The sequence below is a fragment of the Pseudoalteromonas sp. SCSIO_11900 genome (assembly GCF_000576475.1).
Taxonomy (GTDB): domain Bacteria; phylum Pseudomonadota; class Gammaproteobacteria; order Enterobacterales; family Alteromonadaceae; genus Pseudoalteromonas; species Pseudoalteromonas tetraodonis.
Window position 1 is genome coordinate 405,955 of the sequence record NZ_KK070023.1, and the last position, 17,838, is coordinate 423,792.

Annotated in this window: 13 protein-coding genes and 1 pseudogene; 7 read left to right on the plus strand and 7 right to left on the minus strand. The window is 40.4% G+C overall.

Annotated features, from left to right (window positions below; translation table 11 throughout):
• Positions 1 to 2 precede the first annotated feature (2 nt).
• Both BG00_RS01865 and BG00_RS01870 read left to right on the plus strand, forming a co-directional pair.
• Positions 3 to 821 (plus strand): symmetrical bis(5'-nucleosyl)-tetraphosphatase, encoded by an 819-nt coding sequence (locus BG00_RS01865; RefSeq protein WP_036980219.1) that lies wholly within the window; start codon positions 3 to 5, stop codon positions 819 to 821.
• Positions 822 to 1,141: 320 nt separating this feature from the next.
• Positions 1,142 to 3,157, plus strand: a complete 2,016-nt coding sequence (locus BG00_RS01870) for a methyl-accepting chemotaxis protein (RefSeq protein WP_036980220.1) — start codon at positions 1,142 to 1,144, stop codon at positions 3,155 to 3,157.
• A 358-nt stretch (positions 3,158 to 3,515) separates the two neighbouring features.
• Here BG00_RS01870 and rpmG read toward each other — a convergent pair whose 3' ends face one another.
• From rpmG to radC, 3 genes are all read right to left on the minus strand, one after another.
• The gene (gene rpmG / locus BG00_RS01875; RefSeq protein WP_004587947.1) at positions 3,516 to 3,671 is read right to left on the minus strand and encodes a 50S ribosomal protein L33; all 156 of its coding nucleotides are present in this window, start codon (positions 3,669 to 3,671) and stop codon (positions 3,516 to 3,518) included.
• An 11-nt stretch (positions 3,672 to 3,682) separates the two neighbouring features.
• On the minus strand, positions 3,683 to 3,919 hold the full coding sequence (rpmB, locus tag BG00_RS01880; protein ID WP_008464111.1) for a 50S ribosomal protein L28: 237 nt from the start codon (positions 3,917 to 3,919) through the stop codon (positions 3,683 to 3,685).
• Between the two features lie 273 nt (positions 3,920 to 4,192).
• The gene (radC, locus tag BG00_RS01885) at positions 4,193 to 4,867 is read right to left on the minus strand and encodes a RadC family protein (RefSeq protein WP_013465906.1); all 675 of its coding nucleotides are present in this window, start codon (positions 4,865 to 4,867) and stop codon (positions 4,193 to 4,195) included.
• A 141-nt stretch (positions 4,868 to 5,008) separates the two neighbouring features.
• Between radC and coaBC the strand changes: the two genes are divergently transcribed.
• The 4 genes from coaBC to BG00_RS18455 all read left to right on the plus strand — a co-directional run bounded on the left by coaBC (position 5,009) and on the right by BG00_RS18455 (position 10,417).
• Positions 5,009 to 6,202: a bifunctional phosphopantothenoylcysteine decarboxylase/phosphopantothenate--cysteine ligase CoaBC gene (gene coaBC / locus BG00_RS01890; RefSeq protein ID WP_036980221.1), complete on the plus strand. Its 1,194-nt coding sequence runs from the start codon at positions 5,009 to 5,011 to the stop codon at positions 6,200 to 6,202.
• Positions 6,203 to 6,426: 224 nt separating this feature from the next.
• Positions 6,427 to 7,014 (plus strand): nucleoid occlusion factor SlmA, encoded by a 588-nt coding sequence (slmA, locus tag BG00_RS01895; protein WP_036980222.1) that lies wholly within the window; start codon positions 6,427 to 6,429, stop codon positions 7,012 to 7,014.
• Positions 7,015 to 7,239: 225 nt separating this feature from the next.
• Positions 7,240 to 9,987 (plus strand): alpha/beta hydrolase family protein, encoded by a 2,748-nt coding sequence (locus BG00_RS01900; protein WP_036980223.1) that lies wholly within the window; start codon positions 7,240 to 7,242, stop codon positions 9,985 to 9,987.
• Positions 9,988 to 10,246: 259 nt separating this feature from the next.
• Positions 10,247 to 10,417, plus strand: coding sequence for a Fic family protein (locus BG00_RS18455; RefSeq protein ID WP_340139792.1), 171 nt, complete (start codon positions 10,247 to 10,249; stop codon positions 10,415 to 10,417).
• A gap of 121 nt (positions 10,418 to 10,538) precedes the next feature.
• Here BG00_RS18455 and BG00_RS01905 read toward each other — a convergent pair whose 3' ends face one another.
• Positions 10,539 to 11,723, minus strand: a complete 1,185-nt coding sequence (locus tag BG00_RS01905) for a BaiN/RdsA family NAD(P)/FAD-dependent oxidoreductase (RefSeq protein ID WP_036980224.1) — start codon at positions 11,721 to 11,723, stop codon at positions 10,539 to 10,541.
• 447 nt (positions 11,724 to 12,170) lie between these two features.
• On the opposite strand from BG00_RS01905, the gene BG00_RS01910 reads away from it, so the two are divergent.
• The gene (locus tag BG00_RS01910; protein ID WP_036980225.1) at positions 12,171 to 14,300 is read left to right on the plus strand and encodes a S8 family peptidase; all 2,130 of its coding nucleotides are present in this window, start codon (positions 12,171 to 12,173) and stop codon (positions 14,298 to 14,300) included.
• Positions 14,301 to 14,351: 51 nt separating this feature from the next.
• On the opposite strand, the gene BG00_RS01915 is transcribed toward BG00_RS01910, so the two are convergent.
• The 3 genes and pseudogenes from BG00_RS01915 to BG00_RS01925 all read right to left on the minus strand — a co-directional run.
• Positions 14,352 to 15,683, minus strand: a complete 1,332-nt coding sequence (locus BG00_RS01915) for an IS4 family transposase (protein WP_036979639.1) — start codon at positions 15,681 to 15,683, stop codon at positions 14,352 to 14,354.
• A 124-nt stretch (positions 15,684 to 15,807) separates the two neighbouring features.
• Positions 15,808 to 16,281, minus strand: coding sequence for a peroxiredoxin (locus BG00_RS01920; RefSeq protein ID WP_036980226.1), 474 nt, complete (start codon positions 16,279 to 16,281; stop codon positions 15,808 to 15,810).
• Positions 16,282 to 16,355: 74 nt separating this feature from the next.
• Positions 16,356 to 17,787 (minus strand): annotated as a pseudogene (locus BG00_RS01925) (methyl-accepting chemotaxis protein); the annotation flags it as partial.
• Between the last annotated feature and the right edge of the window lie 51 nt (positions 17,788 to 17,838).

Here is a 17,838-nt window from a genome sequence, read left to right on the forward strand (position 1 = left end):
CAATGGCCGACTACGCAATAGGTGATTTACAAGGCTGCTTTGACGAATTTAGTTTATTGTTAAAGCAAGTCGACTTTAACCCTAGCAAAGATCACTTATATTTAGTGGGTGATATTGTCGCTCGCGGTCCAAACTCGAAAGCGTGCCTTGATTATATTTATCAACATCAAGACAGTGTTAGCGTCACATTAGGCAATCATGACTTACACATGATTGCCTGTTATTTAAATAATGTTACACCTAACCCCAAAGACAGACTCACTGCACTGTTTAACAGTAGTAAACTGCCCCACTACATTGCGTTTTTACAAACTCAGCCTTTAGCTCTTTATTTAGAGCAGTATGATTGTTTTATCTCTCATGCAGGACTTAACCCTGATTGGTCATGCGTACATGCTATTGAACACGCTCAATTTGCTCAACAGTGTTACAGTCAAAACAATGCCGAGTTCTATTTTAAAAACATGTATCAGCCTCACCCGCTAAAATGGACTGAGCAACTTGATGATGCTGCTAAATTTCGTTACATCGTTAATTATTTCACTCGCATGCGCTTTATTACGCCTGATAATTTACTCGATTTTAATGCAAAAGAAGCAACAACAAATTCATCATCACTAATTCCTTGGTTTTCTCATCCTGCCATTATGAACGCTCAACATGACCTAATCTTTGGACACTGGGCAGCACTTGAAGGCAAAACGCCCTACAACCACCTTTATGCTCTAGACACGGGTTGCGTATGGGGTGGCTCAATGACACTAATAGAACTACAAAGTAAGCAAAAATTTTCAGAAAAATCACAACTTTTGTCTAAATAAACTGAAAAAAGTTAATACATCTGTTAAGTTTAAAAGTGGATGTTAAATTGCATAATTACAAAACATTCACAATATTGTGTAAAAAAAATAGTAATACTCTTAATTGAGTTAAACATAGGCAATAAACAAGTGTTAACGCCTTACATTATTTTTTATCCCTAATCGAAGACTTGTATTATGCATGCTTGGTTTGTAATTAAGTTTCGCGGTAAATTTAGCAACTAACTATTAACAGTAAAAATTAATTATTTTTAATTACTTAACTTATTGTTGAAAGCGCCGATAAGTTTTAATAGACGTATTTTTGAATGGAAAACCATATGAATCTAACAGTGAGTCAACGTATTTGGGGTGGTTTTATATTTATCACTTTATTACTTTTAATTATTGGCGGTAACTCTTTAATAAAAATAGCAAATATAGATCGTTCAACTCAAAAAGTTAATCAGCTATCGCTCCCTGCATTGAACAAAAGTGCACAATTACAAGCTGAATTTATTTTGATGAGTAAAGCCGCCCAAGCTAGTTTCCATATTACATCGGCTCAAGAACTCGCCTCATTAAAAGCTCAAATAGAAGAACAAAAACAAATATTTGATAAATTACACCGCGAACTACAACAAGTTGTTAAAGACGATCCACAATTAAACAAAAGTAGCCTTGAAGTTGAAAAAACCTATCAGAGCTTTTCAAATATCATAAGCAGCCTGCTTAAAGATAAAAACACCCAGCTAGTGCTTAACAAAAAGCTCAAAGCGCAACTAGACACCATTGAGCTCGCGGCAGAAGATGCCAACTCTATAGTGCTTGATATTATTGATATTGATGGTTTAGAGGATAATCATCCACGCGCTTATCAAGCAGCTAATAATCTAGAAAATAACTTTATGTCCGTGGTTACCAGCAGCACCGACATGCTAACCGTTAAAACGCTTAACACGCTCGATATTATCAAAAACGAGCAAGTGTATTACTTTGAAGAAGTCGTTCGTACCGTTTCATTAATAAAGCCGGCGATAGAGCAAAGTCACAGCAGCTTGTTTAATGACTTAAAGGGTTATATAGATACCCTAGAGAGCAATATTTTAGGTAACGATAGCCTTTCAGCGAATAAAAAGCGCCTTATTGACGCAATAAGCACAACCGAGCGTGAATTAGCAGAGTCTGAAAAAGCGACTAAAACAGCGCTTAGCCAAATTGACGAATTAGTATTACAAGCCAGTGGCGTTGCATTTACATTACAAGAAGGCGTACGTAGTGACGTAAACTCAGCTAATTTATGGACATGGATAGGTATGATCATTGCGACTATTATCGCTGTGCTTGTAGCCATCATTACGGTTAACCGTATTATTAAGCCATTAGCGGAAGTAAATCGTATTCTAGATATTGTTGCCAGTGGTGATATGACTCAACGCTTAGATGACAGCGCAAAAGATGAATTTGGTGAATTATCGAAAAGTTGTAATACCTTAATTGATAGTTTACGTAGCTTAATCACCGGTATTATTTCACGTTCAACACAACTTGCAGCCGCTTCTGAGCAAACCTCAACAATTACCGGTGAATCAAGCAAAGCAATCAGTAATCAGCAAGCGCAAGTAGAGCAAGCAGCAACCGCAACCACTGAAATGAGCAGCACATCACAAACAGTGAGTAATAGTGCACAACAAGCACTGAGCGAAATTAAAAATGCCGATAAAGAAGCGGAGCGCGTTAAAGGTATTTCAAATCAAAATAAAGCAACCATTGAGCAACTCGCCTACGAGGTAGACGAAGCATCAAGTGTTATCAATAAACTACACAAAGATAGCGCATCAATTGGTAGTATTTTAGATGTTATTCGCGGTATTGCGGAGCAAACTAACTTACTTGCACTTAATGCGGCTATTGAGGCTGCGCGTGCCGGCGAGCAAGGCAGAGGCTTTGCTGTGGTAGCTGATGAAGTAAGATCACTTGCAAGTAAAACACAAGAGTCGACCCAAGAAATTCAATCTATGATTGAGTCACTACAGTCGGGCGCTGAAGAAGCGGTTAAAGCTATGGAAAAAGGTAAAGAACGCGCGGTTTCGTGTGTTGAGCAAAGTGACTTAGCCAATAGTGCACTGGATTCAATTACCCTTGCAGTATCACAAGCGCATAATGTCAGTGAAGAGATATCAACAGCAGCACAAGAGCAACAACAAGTATCACAAGAGATCAGTGAGCGCTTAGAGTCTATTGTTGCTATTGCCGAGCAAACAGCAGAAGGCGCTGTACAAACGAATATTTCAAGTTCAGAAGTGGCTAAATTAGCCGAAGAGCTAAGAATATTAGTAGAGAACTTTAAAGTATAAATATCGCGCTGTAAGTAGCCTTAGAGCTACTTACAGCTCATACCCTAGTCAGTTACCGTAAAACCTCTTTCTTCCTCTTCAGGCATACTTAAATAGCTCATAACCGCACTCTAAATACACAATACCCAACGACTTAGCCCGTAAAATTATTTAATGCTCATACTCTTTATGTTTTTTAGTTATAAACAACTGATGCCATTATCTACGGAATAATTCGTGGCGCTTAACAAAAGCCAATTAGCGATTTAATTCAATGGGTATCATTACGGTGATATGGTTTCGGTGGATGATAGAGCAGATTTTAAAAACAAAAAACCCAGCATAAGCTGGGTTTTTACATTTCTGAAAGAAAACTAAATTACTTGATTTTAGCTTCTTTGAAAATCACATGTTTACGAGCCTTAGGATCGAATTTTTTGATTTCCATTTTTTCAGGCATGTTACGCTTGTTCTTGTCGGTAGTGTAGAAAAAACCAGTACCAGCAGTTGAAACTAAACGGATCTTATCGCGCATAATTCAGTTCCTTAAACTTTTTCGCCACGAGCACGGATTTCTGTAAGAACCGTGTCAATGCCTTTTTTATCGATAATACGCATACCTTTAGTAGTAGTGCGTAATGTTACAAAACGTTTTTCACTTTCAACCCAAAAACGGTGTGTTTGTAGGTTAGGTAGGAAACGACGTTTAGTCGCGTTTCTCGCGTGTGAACGGTGGTTACCAACCGCTGGACGCTTACCTGTAACTTGACATACTTTAGACATGTCTATATATCTCCAATAACTTCGCTCGAGCTTAATTTTCCCTAAGGCCATGTATTTGTGCCCTAGAGATAAATCGAAGGGCGCTCTTTATACAGCTTTTACAGGCAAAGATCAAATACTGATCTTATCCAACCAGCTCATGTGTAAATTTGATAGCGGCTAATTATAAAGATCGAATGCCCTTAGGGAAAGTAAAAACTGCATTTAAATTAAACTAATTTGCCAAAACGCACTAAACCGCTCATTTTTAGCACATATCTGTAAACGATAAACTCAAATCAGTCCCCGTTCGGCAAACGAAACACTACTTTCACCACCAATAATAATATGATCCAACACATTTATGTCGACTAATTGCAGTGCTTGGCACAATTTATTAGTAATGAGCTTATCGGCCTGACTCGGTTCTGCAATACCACTGGGGTGATTATGTGAAAAAATCACCGCCGCCGCATTATTTTTCAGTGCCGCCTTTACCACTTCACGCGGATATACACTGGCTGCGTTAATTGTGCCGTAAAATAATATTTCATCTTTTAATAAACGATTTTGACTATCAAGGTACAACACCATAAATACCTCTTGCTGCAATCCACGCATTTGCAGTGTTAAATAGTCATAAACGGCTTGTGGAGAGTTAAAAACGGCGTCGCGCACAAAGCCCTCTTGCATGTAACGCTGGCTTAGCTCAAGTACTGCTTGTAGCTGAACATATTTAGCCATTCCCAAGCCTTTTTGCGCACAAAATTCATCCATACTGGCATTAAACAAATTATGCAGGGTTTTATTTTCGTTAATCAAATGCTGCGCCAACTCTATGGCATTCATGCCGGGTAGGCCCGTGCGCAAAAATATAGCTAATAGTTCAGCATCAGAGAGTGCCTTTGCGCCCTTTTCTAGCAGTTTTTCTCGCGGGCGGAGCGAATTAGGTAATGACGTTAATTGCATGATTCATCCTTGAAAGATTACTGTACTGTATAACTGTAATGCAAAATCAAAAATTAGCGCGATAAAACGCATTTTATTTTAGCTGTCACGCTCAAAATTTGTTATTTTGGCCACCATATTTTATAAAATTGATGAACAACCATGATTAATTTAACAAATAAAAAAATAGTGCTGGGTATTAGCGGTGGAATTGCAGCGTATAAATGTGCTGAACTCGTAAGACGCTTAAAAGACCATGGTTGTGACGTTAAAGTTGTAATGACTGAATCAGCAAAACATTTTATCACCCCGCTAACCATGCAAGCTGTGAGTGGTGAAATGGTGTCTGACTCGTTGCTAGACCCATCAGCCGAAGCCGCTATGGGGCACATTGAATTTGCAAAATGGGCTGATTTAATTTTAGTTGCCCCTGCCACCAGCAATATTATTGCGAAAATGGCCGCAGGGATTGCTGACGACTTGCTCACGACTTTATTACTGGCGACCCCCGCAAAAGTAGCCATAGCGCCGGCAATGAATCAGCAAATGTACGCTCACCCTGCAACGCAAGCTAATTTAGCCACTTTAAAAGCACGCAACGTTGCTATATGGGGGCCAGGCAAAGGCGAGCAAGCTTGTGGTGATGTCGGTGCTGGGCGAATGCTTGAACCGCATGAATTAGTGAGCTTATGCACTGAGCCTGCTAAACCTGCGCTATTGGCAGGTAAAACAATTACAATTACTGCAGGTCCAACTCGTGAACCTCTCGATCCTGTTCGTTTTATATCAAACCACAGCTCTGGAAAAATGGGCTATGCACTGGCGCAAGCTGCGTTATCATTCGGCGCACACGTAAACTTAATTTCAGGCCCGGTAACTATTACAGCACCGCAAGGCGTTAATTTAATTAATATAGAAAGTGCTGAACAGTTACTGCATGAGTCACTCAAATATGCGCCTCACTCAGATGCCTTTATTGGTTGTGCCGCTGTGGCCGATTATCGTGCAGCAAGTATCGCCACGCAAAAAATGAAAAAACAAGGCGATGAACTCACTCTTAGCTTAGTTAAAAACCCAGATGTAATAGCCGCGGTCGCAAACCTCACACAAAACCGCCCTTACACCGTCGGCTTCGCCGCAGAAACGCAGAACGTTGCTAATTACGCAAAGGGGAAACTAACCAATAAAAACCTCGATATGATTTGTGCTAACGATGTATCGCACAGTGATGTAGGCTTTAATTCAGAGCGCAACGCACTCACCCTTTATTGGCAAAATGAACAACTCGACTTACCTGAAACCAGTAAAATAGAAATAGCGGTTAAAGTGATCGAACAGCTTGCCAAGCGATTATAAAAAGGCTGGAAACAAACTGAATAAAACATTAACATGATGACGCCTTGTGGCCTTTTAGTGTAATTTTACTGCGCTAAAATAGCTTAACGCTTGCGCATTACTAATGTATCGCTGTAATACGTGCAAAAACACCCCATTGAGTATTGCGCGCTGTAACACTTGGCACAAAGCTGTGTTATCGCACATTTATGTTGAAAAAAATAACTATTAAAAAAGGAATGTTCATGCCTGCGACAAAAAAAAGTAATCGCAAAGAGCAAATACTGCAAGCACTCGCACAAATGTTAGAAACCAGCCTAGGCCAGCGTATTACAACAGCCAAACTTGCCGCAGAAGTTGGCGTTTCTGAAGCCGCTCTTTATCGTCATTTTCCTAGCAAGGCGCGCATGTTTGAAGGGTTAATTGAATTTATTGAAGACACGCTGCTATCACGTATTAATCTTATTTTAGATAACGAGAAAGAAAGCAAAGCGCGTGTTTACAACACCCTATTACTGCTGCTAACGTTTGCTGAAAAAAACCCAGGCATAACCCGTATATTAACAGGCGACGCTCTACAGGGTGAACAAGAGCGACTTCGTGAGCGTGTACAAGGCTTGTTTGAAAAGCTAGAAACCCAATTCAAACAGATTCTTAGAGAGCGTAAATTACGTGAAGGTAAAAACTTTCAAAGTGATGAACTGACGCTAGCTAACTTTTTGCTTGCCTACGTTGAGGGTAAAATGAACCAATTTGTGCGCAGTAATTTTAGTGCACGACCTAGCGAGCAATTTGAAAAACAATGGCTAGAGCTTCAAAAAATTTGGTTATAAGATTCGAAGTAATACCTTGTTAGTGATGCTAACAAGGTATTAAATTAACCACTTCCACTCTTATTTTTACCGATGCCAAACACCTCACATCCCGTGGCCCGAAATCTAACCTTTCACCTTTTATTTTTAACTTCTCATCTCTGCCCTGCTACCACTTATCGTATCTACTCGAATTGTTATTAAAACTCGTTACAATAAAATAATGTTAAAAAACGAGAATCTATAATGAAAACACAACTCACTCTTGTAGGCTGTGCACTTATTACCAGCTTAACGAGCGCCAGTGCTTTAGCTAATAAGCCATTAGAATTTAAAGATGTATTTGATTTTAAATCTGCAAAAGGCACGCAGCTTTCTGAAAATGGTCAAATCCTATCTTTAAGTGCAACCCCTTATCGCGGGGATGCTACAGGGAAAGTCTACTCACTCAATAGCAATAAGCTTATTGCTGAGGTGGAACGAGGAACCCGTCCTACCATTAGCAAAATGGCAAACTGGGTCGCATTTACGCAGGTGCCTACTCTGCTTGAAAAAGAAACCACTAAGAAAAAAAGTGACTTAAAAAATAACTTAGTATTAGTGAACACCCAAACCGGTGAGCAGCAAAGCTTTAATAATGTAAAAGATTACGTGCTAGCTAATAACGGCCAGTGGCTGGTCTATCGCAAAAATGAAAACGCTGAAGAAGACGATAAAAAACTCGACAACGATAGCGCTATCACTGCCGACAAAAAAGATAAAAGCTATCCGCTGGTTATCATCAACTTAAGTGATAAGCGCACTCATACTCTTGAAAGTGCCTTTACCTATGGCATTAGTGCCACCAGCGATCAGCTATTAGTGAGTCAAAGCTATGTTGATGGCGGCAATAATCAAATTACTTTATTCTCACTCGATGATTTTACCAGCACCGTGTTAATTGATGAGCCCGGTGTGGTTGCTAGCAAAATAGCCTGGCACCCAATCGAAAAAACCGTTGCGTTTACCTTAGGCAACTATGTAAACGATGATAAGCGTCGTCGTCAGTACGAATTAACGCTCTGGCAAAACGACACGCTAACCACTGTGCAATCACCTAACCCAGAATGGTTAATGGGCAAAACCGCGACATTAACTTGGGCCGAAGATGGTACACGTTTATACTTTGAAAACCGCCCAAAACTCGTTGCAAAAGTTAAACAAAAAGAATACACAAATGAGTCATCACTGTATGACTTTGAAGTAATTCGCGACCATAAAGGATTAAATGTATGGCACAACAATGACGCGCAAATAAAACCGCGCGAAGAGCAGCAATGGAATGAAAATAATAAAAACCGTCATTACACTGCGGTATACCATGTAAATTCACAGCAAGTCGTTCAGTTAAGCACGCCAAATATGCCTGAGCTGTCGCTTAATACTGAGCGTGCCACGTCATTGTTAGGCTACTCAAATTTAGCGCATCTTGAAAAAGTAATGTATGGCGGTTTTTTTGCTGACTACTTTGCTGTTGATATAAACACGGGTAAACAGACTTCTATCATTAACGACTATCCATTTAGGCCGAGCCTTGCGCCCAATGGGCAGTTTGCTGCTTACTTTAATAATAACCAAGTACAGCTTAAAAACTTAGGTAATAATAAAGTGAGCGTACTCAGCAAGGCGATTAACGCCACGTTTGCCGATGACAAACACGACTATCCATCCAAGCAGCCTGGTTATGGTTTTGCAGGCTGGCTGAACGATAGCAGCGAAATACTGGTTTATAGCAAATACGATATTTGGTCATTTAACGTCAATACCAAGCAAGCTAAACGCTTAACTAATGGTAAAAAAAGTAATACGCAATACAGAGTGATCAAACTTGATAAAAACCAAGTAGGCTTTAACAACAATGATACGCTCCTGCTTTCTGCAATTAATTTACAAAGCAAGCAAAGTGAAGTGGCAAAACTTAATTTAGCAACTCTTGAAGTCACTAAATTACTTACAGGTAATAAGCGCTTTGATGTAGTTAAAAAAGCCAAAAATGCCGATAAATACTTATTTACTGAGCAAACCTATCAGCAATTTCCAGACATTTATCAAACAGACTCTAACTTTAAACAACCACAACGCGTAACTAACCTTAACCCTCAGATAAGCAACTTTGCTTGGGGACAAGCACCTGAACTCATTAGCTATAAAGGCTTTGATGGTGAAGATTTACAAGGGGTATTAATCAAGCCTGCCGGTTATAAAAAAGGCGATAAAGTGCCTGTTGTGGTGTACTTTTACCGCTACATGAGCCAGCGCATGTATGACTTTCCAAAAATGGAATTAAATCATCGCCCTAATTTCCCGATGTTTACCTCAAATGGCTACGCCATCTTTTTACCTGATATTCGCTTTGAAATAGGTCACCCTGGTAAATCCTCAACTCAAACCATGATCAACGCCACACAAAAGCTGATTGATTTAGGTATTGCCGATGCTAATAAAATAGGCTTACAAGGCCACTCTTGGGCGGGTTATCAAAGTGCATTTATGATCACCCAAACTGATATGTTTAAAGCAGTGGTATCGGGCGCGCCAGTATCAAACATGACCAGTGCTTACAGTGGCATTCGCTTAAAATCTGGACTTGCACGCCAATTTCAATACGAAACAGGGCAAAGCCGTATTGGTAAAAATTTATTTGAAGCACCTGAGCTTTATATTGAAAACTCGCCAGTCTTTTTTGCCGATAAAGTAAACACGCCAATTTTGATTATGTTTGGCGACAAAGATGATGCGGTGCCATGGCATGAAGGCGTGCAATATTACTTAGCGCTTCGTCGCGCAGGTAAAGACGCAACCTTTTTACAATATGAAGGTGAACCGCATCACCTAAAACAATTTCCAAATCAGGTCGATTTTTCAGTGCGTATGATGCAGTACTTTGATCATTACCTTAAAGGCAAACCGGCCGCTAAGTGGATGAAAGAAGGTGAAGCGTTTATCGAAGAGTAACCACTAGAAGTTAAAAACCCCGACTGCACTGCGTGATATCGGGGTTTTTAACTATGTAACCTTAACTTTGGTTAAGAGATTTACTAACGTATTGAATCAAAATTGATATTTATATTTATTTTCTCTAGCCAGAGATTTCCAGTGAAAACAAGGCGAAATTACGCGTCAATAGCTCGCCTATTGCAAGTAAATTCAACGTAGTTAGCGCTGTAAATAGCTGCTTGAGATAGATTTATTATCCAGAGTTCAGGTTAAATATATTTATCCAAAGCGAAAAGCCACTAAACCGACAAGAGCTGCAAATTTACTTGGATTAAAAGACCGTAAACATTTTAGAGAGCGCTACTTAAAGCCAGCCATTGATGCTGGAATTATAGAAATGACTATTCCAGAAAAACCAAATAGCAAAATGCAAAATGCAGCAGTATAAACTTACCCAGACGAGTTAAAAGCTTAAGTTATAAACAGAGCAGGAATAAACGCCACCTCAAAGATGAAGTGGCGTGTTAATACGCTGTTTCCAGCGAAATTTTATAATTGATTAAAAACGACTACGCGTACTGCCCGGCGGCAAATCCACAGCTCCACGCGTATTGAAAATTATAGCCTCCTAGCCAACCCGTTACATCGGTCACTTCGCCAATAAAGTATAAGCCTTTAGCTTTTTTAGCCTCAAATGTCTTTGAGCTCAACTCGTCGGTATCTACGCCGCCTAAAGTAACCTCTGCGGTTCTGTAACCCTCGGTACCATTTGGTTTAATTTGCCACGCATGAATATAATCAGCAAGCGCATCTATTTGGCCATGCGTTAGTTGATTAATATTACAATCGGGAATGGCGTTACTGGCGTGGAGTATTTCTACAAAGCGCTTAGGTAGGATAGTCGCGAGGCTATTTTTCAACGATTTTTGCGCTTGTGTTTCTCGCCAATTAGCTAGCTGTTGCTTTAAATCTAGTTCAGGCAGTAAATTGATCGTTACCGCCTGACCTGCTCGCCAAAATGAGCTTATTTGCAATATAGCAGGCCCAGATAGCCCACGATGAGTAAATAAAATATTCTCTTTAAATACGGTGCCATCTTCGCTTGCAACTTCACAAGGAATACTAATACCCGAAAGCCCTTCAAAACGGTCTTTATCGTGCTGATGTAAGGTAAAGGGAACTAGAGCAGCCATAGTCGGCAATATCTTTAAGCCAAATTGCTCTGCAATTTTATAGCCGATTGGCGTAGCACCCAGTTTAGGCATGGTTAACCCACCCGATGCAACCACAAGCGACTCACAAGTAAGTGTTTCTTGTTCAGTTGTCACACTATAGCCGGTAGCTGTTTTAGCGACATTTAACACTTCGCTGCGCAGTTTAATGGTAACGCCCGCCCACTCACACTCGGTTAGTAAAATATCAACAATGTCTTGTGCGCTATTGTCACAAAATAATTGCCCGAGTGTCTTATGGTGATATGCCAAACCATGTCGGTCTACAAGCTCTACAAAGTCGTGCTGCGTGTAGCGACTTAAGCACGATTTTACAAAATGGGGGTTAGCGCATAAATAGTTGCTAGGGCTTGCATTTTCATTTGTAAAATTACAACGCCCACCGCCACTAATTAAAATTTTACGTCCTGGCTTTTTACCCATATCAAGTACTGTGACGCTTCGGCCGCGATATCCTGCTTGTGCCGCACACATTAAACCAGCGGCTCCGGCACCAATCACTATCACATCAACGTGAGTCATTTAGTTATCTCTTAAAAACTTTTGTGAATTATAACAAAGTTTCAATAATAACCAGATAGCCAGAGCGTGTTTATCTTGAGCGTAAACAGGGTGCGTAAGCTTTGCTCGATTTTTACTTAGTCCACAAGGTTACAAATCGCGCGCCGCGGTTAACCTCTTCCTAGATTGAACTTATTTTAATCCGCAAAGGTCAACACCCCTTTTGTATTATTTTTAATTTATCAATAAAAGTTAATTAATGATAAAAAACCCAAAAAAAATATAATACATTAGGATTATTAATAATATAAAAACAAATACAAAACAACTGAAAGCGCACTAAATACGCGGTTATAACTAAATGAAATAGGTACATACGTATTTAATATTTCAAAGTGGTTAACAGATCATTTACCTTTGTACCCGCTTTGTGGATTTTCACAAATAATAATAAAACTAAGGGTAATTATGACTTCTAATAATTCATTCAAAAAATGCGCTGTTGCGCTAACAATAAGTACACTCTTTGCTGCCAGCTCAAGCATGGCTAACCTAGCGCAAGCAATCGCACCTTCAATGGCAGAAACCTCAGCCAAGTTACAAAATCAAGGTGGCTTTGAGACTCAATTCATCATTAAATATAAAAATAACAACGATATGATGAACACCTCAACCGCTGATGTATCACCAGCAATGATGAATAAAAAAGCGCAAAGCTTTGTAAAAAACTTCACCTCAAAAAAAGGCAAAGTTAAAGCTAAGTATGTTCGCGCAATGGCACTCAATAACCATCACGTAATGCGTGCCGATAAAAAACTAAACGCTGAAGAAGCCCAGCAGTTCATGCAAGAAATGGTTAATTCGGGTAATGTTGAATATATTGAAGTCGATCAAATGCTAAAACCATTTGCGACACCAAATGACCCGCGTTTTGATGATCAATGGCATTACTATGAGCAAGCCGGTGGACTTAACTTACCAACAGCTTGGGATACGGCAACAGGCAGTGGTGTGGTTGTCGCTGTGCTTGATACGGGCTACCGCCCTCACGTTGATTTAAACGCTAATATTTTACCAGGCTACGATATGATCTCTAATCTATCAGTCGCCAATGATGGCAATGGCCGTGACAACGATGCTCGCGATCCAGGGGATGCAGTTGCAGCTGGTGAATGTGGTAATAACGGTGCACAAGGCTCTAGTTGGCATGGTACTCACGTTGCAGGCACTGTCGCTGCAGTAACAAATAACGGTGAAGGCGTTGCTGGTGTTGCTTATGACGCCAAAGTAGTACCAGTGCGTGTATTGGGTAAATGTGGCGGTTTAACCTCAGATATTGCTGACGGTATCATTTGGGCCTCAGGTGGTAATGTATCGGGAACATCAGCAAATGCTAATCCTGCTGATGTAATTAACATGAGTTTAGGTGGTGCGGGTGCATGTAGTTCAACCACGCAAAATGCCATAAATACTGCACGTAACAACGGCACAGTTGTTGTTATTGCTGCAGGTAACGATAACGATAATTCTGCAAACTACAACCCAGGTAACTGTAATGGTGTTGTTAATGTTGCATCAGTTGGCCGTAATGGTGGCCGCGCTTATTACTCAAATTACGGAAATAATATTGATGTGGCAGCACCGGGTGGCGCGCAAAGCTTTGCCAATGATTCTGAAGGTGTTTTATCAACTTACAATTCAGGTTCAACAACACCATCAAGCGACAGTTATGGCTTTTCGCAAGGCACCTCAATGGCGGCTCCTCATGTTGCGGGTGTTGCTGCACTGATCAAACAAGCAAAACCAAACGCGACTCCTGATGAAATAGAAAGTATTTTAAAAACAACCACTCGTCCATTTTCTTCTACGTGTACCAGCTGTGGTACAGGTATTGTTGATGCGGCCGCTGCGGTTGCTGCAGCATCAGATGGTACACCGCCAACAACGGGTGATAACGAACTTGTTGATGGAGAAGTCAAAACCGGTTTAAGCGGTGCGGCAAGTGCACAAGACTTTTACACTATGACAGTACCAAGTGGTGCAACCAATGTTACTTTCACTATGAGTGGTGGCACAGGGGATGCTGACTTGTATGTACGTGCAGGTAGTAAACCAACCACAACCACTTATGATTGTCGTCCATATAAAGGTGGAAACAGTGAAGAATGTTCTATTGATAATCCAACAGCCGGCACTTACCATGTAATGCTGCGTGGTTATTCAGCCTACAGTGACGTGAGTTTAGTCGGTAACATTACGGGTGGTTCAACAGGTGGTGGTTCAGGCACACCTCAAGCAGGTGGTGGCACAGTGTCTGATATCACAGCAAATGCAGGTCAGTGGAAACATTACACGCTAGATGTACCGGCGGGTATGGCAAGCTTTACTGTTACAACGTCAGGCGGCACCGGTGATGCAGATTTATTTGTAAAATTTGGTAGCCAGCCAACAAGCTCAAGCTATGATTGTCGTCCATATAAAAATGGTAACGCCGAAACTTGTACTTTTAGTAATCCTCAAGCGGGAACATGGCACTTAAGTGTTAATGCGTATCAAACATTCTCTGGTTTAACGCTAAGCGGTCAATACCAGCCATAAAACATCCTCTTTAGATAAAAAAAGCCAATACACTGTATTAACACCACTCGTTTAAGAGCGAGTGGTGTTTTTTCGTTTATATCTAACCGGATATTTTTGTGTCTTTGCCAGCACCGCTCGCGGATAAGCTTTTCGCTTTCTTTTCTCCGGTAATATTAGCCGTTTACCGTTTTCACGTAGTTCTTTTAGCTTTTTAGGGATTGTCCCTGGGCTTCGACCTGAACACCATAAAAACTCGTCTTGTATGAGGTATAATGCGTTAATAAAACTGATGCGTAATGGCTCAACTTTATGGGCTTTAGCCATCTCTGCCATTTCAAGTCTCACGATATTATATGATGTCAGAATACCCCAGAGCTCTTGATAAATACCTTCCTGTTTCAGGCTCCGTAATGCTGGTTTATTTGATAGTTGATATTGCTTGAGCTCACCATAGCCTCGCTCTATTTCCCATCGTTGCCAATACACATCGAGTAGCGCTTTCAGCGGGTACTTTTCTGGACAGACGCATGAGGTGATGAACCCTTTTATTTCCCCTTTAGGTGTCGGAATTTGAATAAGCCTTGCTTGCCATGTATCACCTAGGTAAGGGGCTGATTTCTTAGCTTGTGGTGAAATAGGCATTGTTATTAAGTGGTCGTAATCGCTAAATGACTCCGTTATTTCATAGCGCATTTTGCTTTTGATGGGCGTAAGCCAATGATGATTTTCGCTAACGCCTTGCCAGCTCGTAAATAGTTCAGCCGAAAAGAAACCTCTATCAAATAGCGTCAATGAATATTCAGGTGCTGAGCCAACAAGCTGTTGAGCATAATGAATTTCACTTTGAGTAATGGGGCCAAACGCTGCATCGGATATTAAATGCGTTCTTGTCGACATCAAGGTCACAGCAAGTACTGAGGGGAAGTTTGTTGTCGATTTAGCATAGCCAAAGTGACGGTTACTCGGTGTATCTTGAGTTTTAAATTGTGTACCGTCAATGCTGAGCAGCTTTAAACCACACACGTCATCAAAAGTTTGCGACTGCTCCCACTGCGTTGCTGTATGTTTAAAAAGGTGTTTCATAGGCGCTGCGCCTAGCTTTTCTTTCCCTTTTATAATACTGCTCGTCGCCAATGGTGGAAGCTCTCCTTTAGCGTCAGGAAAAGCGAGCTCTAGTTTGTCACAGACTTCAGATATTGAGCGGTTTCTTAATAAACCAATCCCTAATACAAGCCAAGCAGCTTGCTCGGCGGGGAAACGTCGTTTACGCACAGAGGCTCTCCCTGTTTGAGTAACGGCTGCTTCAATCCACTCAAGGGGAATATGCTTAGTAAACGAATCAATATCACGATCTTGGCTAAACTCAGTAGTAAGGTGTAATTCTTTAATAAATTCAGACATAAAAATAGGCCACAACTTTTGTTGTAGCCTATTATGAAGCCTCTGAAAGATCGTTCAATTAACTTAAACGATCCGCATTAATACACTGTATCGGCTTTTTATTCTCTGATTAAAGTCGTCAGTGTTAAAGCTTGGCTAAAACAGCTTCAGCACTGCTTATTACAAACTCTTTGCCTTGTTCTACAAATAGACCAGTAACAACACCATTATCAACAACCATCGCGTATCGTTTTGAGCGTATTCCACCAAAGCCTGCGGTATCTTTTTCAAGCCCTAAAGCACAAGTAAAACTAGCATCACCGTCTGCAAGCATATCTATATGTTCTGCATTTTGTGACTCACCCCACGCTTTCATCACAAATGCATCGTTTACCGATACACAATAAATAGCGTCAATTCCCTTGGCCTTAATTTTATCAGCCAAGCTAATATATCCAGGTAAATGAGCATTCGAACACGTTGGTGTAAAAGCGCCTGGCACTGCAAATAACACGACTTTTTTATCTGCAAATAATTCATTGCTTGTCAGTGTTTGCATACCGTCATCGGTTAGCTTAGATAGACTAACTGCGGGTATTGTTTGACCTTGTTCAATCATGTTAAATCCTTTGGGTAACTACGTAGACTTTTAGCATACAGGTTAATATTTACGGTTTCGAGTTTATACCGAGATTAAACTGCATCACTGTCTAAACCCAATCCCTTTTTAATTGTTGCCATTTGCAGCGCTAGCTGCGAGCGAATATCAGACACCAACTCACTCAACTCATTTACTTGGCTTTTCTTATTATGCATTGATTGAGTAAAGTCACTAAGGAAATTGCTTTGCTGTTTTGCAAGCTCCATTGCTTCAACTGCAACTGTGTTTGTCTGCTGAGCATTATTTGCGACCCCTTCCGAGTTTGCTTGAAGCTCTTGGGCATTTTCGGTTTGTAATTGGGCATCTTCAGTTAACGCATTAATTTGTGAGTAGACCATTTGAGAGTTCTCACTTAATAACGCCAGCTGATCGTTAATCTCTTTTAACGAACCTTGGGTTTGCATGGCTAATTGCCTTACTTCATCAGCAACCACCGCAAAACCTCGACCTTGCACGCCGCTCAGTAACTCTTGCACACTGTGCATACCTTGTTCAATACGTTGCTGTGTATCAGAACTCGCATTAAGCATATTTTTAGCAAAACCAACACTTTGCTGCATTGCCTCATAAGTATTTTGTGCATTTTCAGCAGCCTGCGCGTTAATATGATTAACCTGCTCACCTATGTGTTGAATATTTCCTAGTAAACTTTCATTTTTAACAACTGTTTTAGGATTATTCACTGTAATATTTTTTAACTCATTACTTTCGATTAAAAATGCAAACCCATCTCGTAGTTGCCTCAAAGGCTGTAAAACCTGTTTACGTTGCACCCAATAAATACCAAAAGCTAATATTACTAAACCACCTATTGCGATTCCGAACACCCAAAAAACTTGTTGTTTAACGGTATCTTGCTGCGCTTTTAATGTTTGCTCTGCTTCAATCACTGTTTTTGATAACACGCTAATTTGTTCACGTAACTCATTCGTTCCAGAATTACGCTGCTTTGCTTGCGATAAAGTACTGCTTAAATCGCGCAAATAACGTTTAGGCCAACTCACCAACTCCGCTTTTATATCAGCATCCAGATCTTCTGGCTCTTCATCTACAAATAAAGCAAATTCATCAACCTCATTCATCACTCCTAAATTATGCAACTGTGCAATTTTTGCAGCGAGTAAGTTTTAAATTTTTTACGCTCTGTTGCAGGCTTTTTTCAATTTCAGGCTGGTAATCATTTAGCAGTTGATAGGTCGATAAAGATAAATTAACCACTTCACTATAATAGTCACTCGCCAACTTATTGTAGCTTAGAGCATGGGTACTTAGAGTTGAGGCTTTTTGTACATAATTTATAAGCGATGACGCTGAGCCCGCCATTTGTCTCAGTGCATTGTCTAAAAGCGCAGTATCGTTACCTGAGAGCTTTCCTAGAGCTCTGTATTTACCGTTAATGTCTTTATTTAGTGAAAATAGCTGTGTTGAAAGGCGCACTTCTAACTCAGAGGGAAGGATAGATAAAAGCTCAATGGAAGGATGTTTTAGGTAACTAATAAAAAACCGCGTATTGAA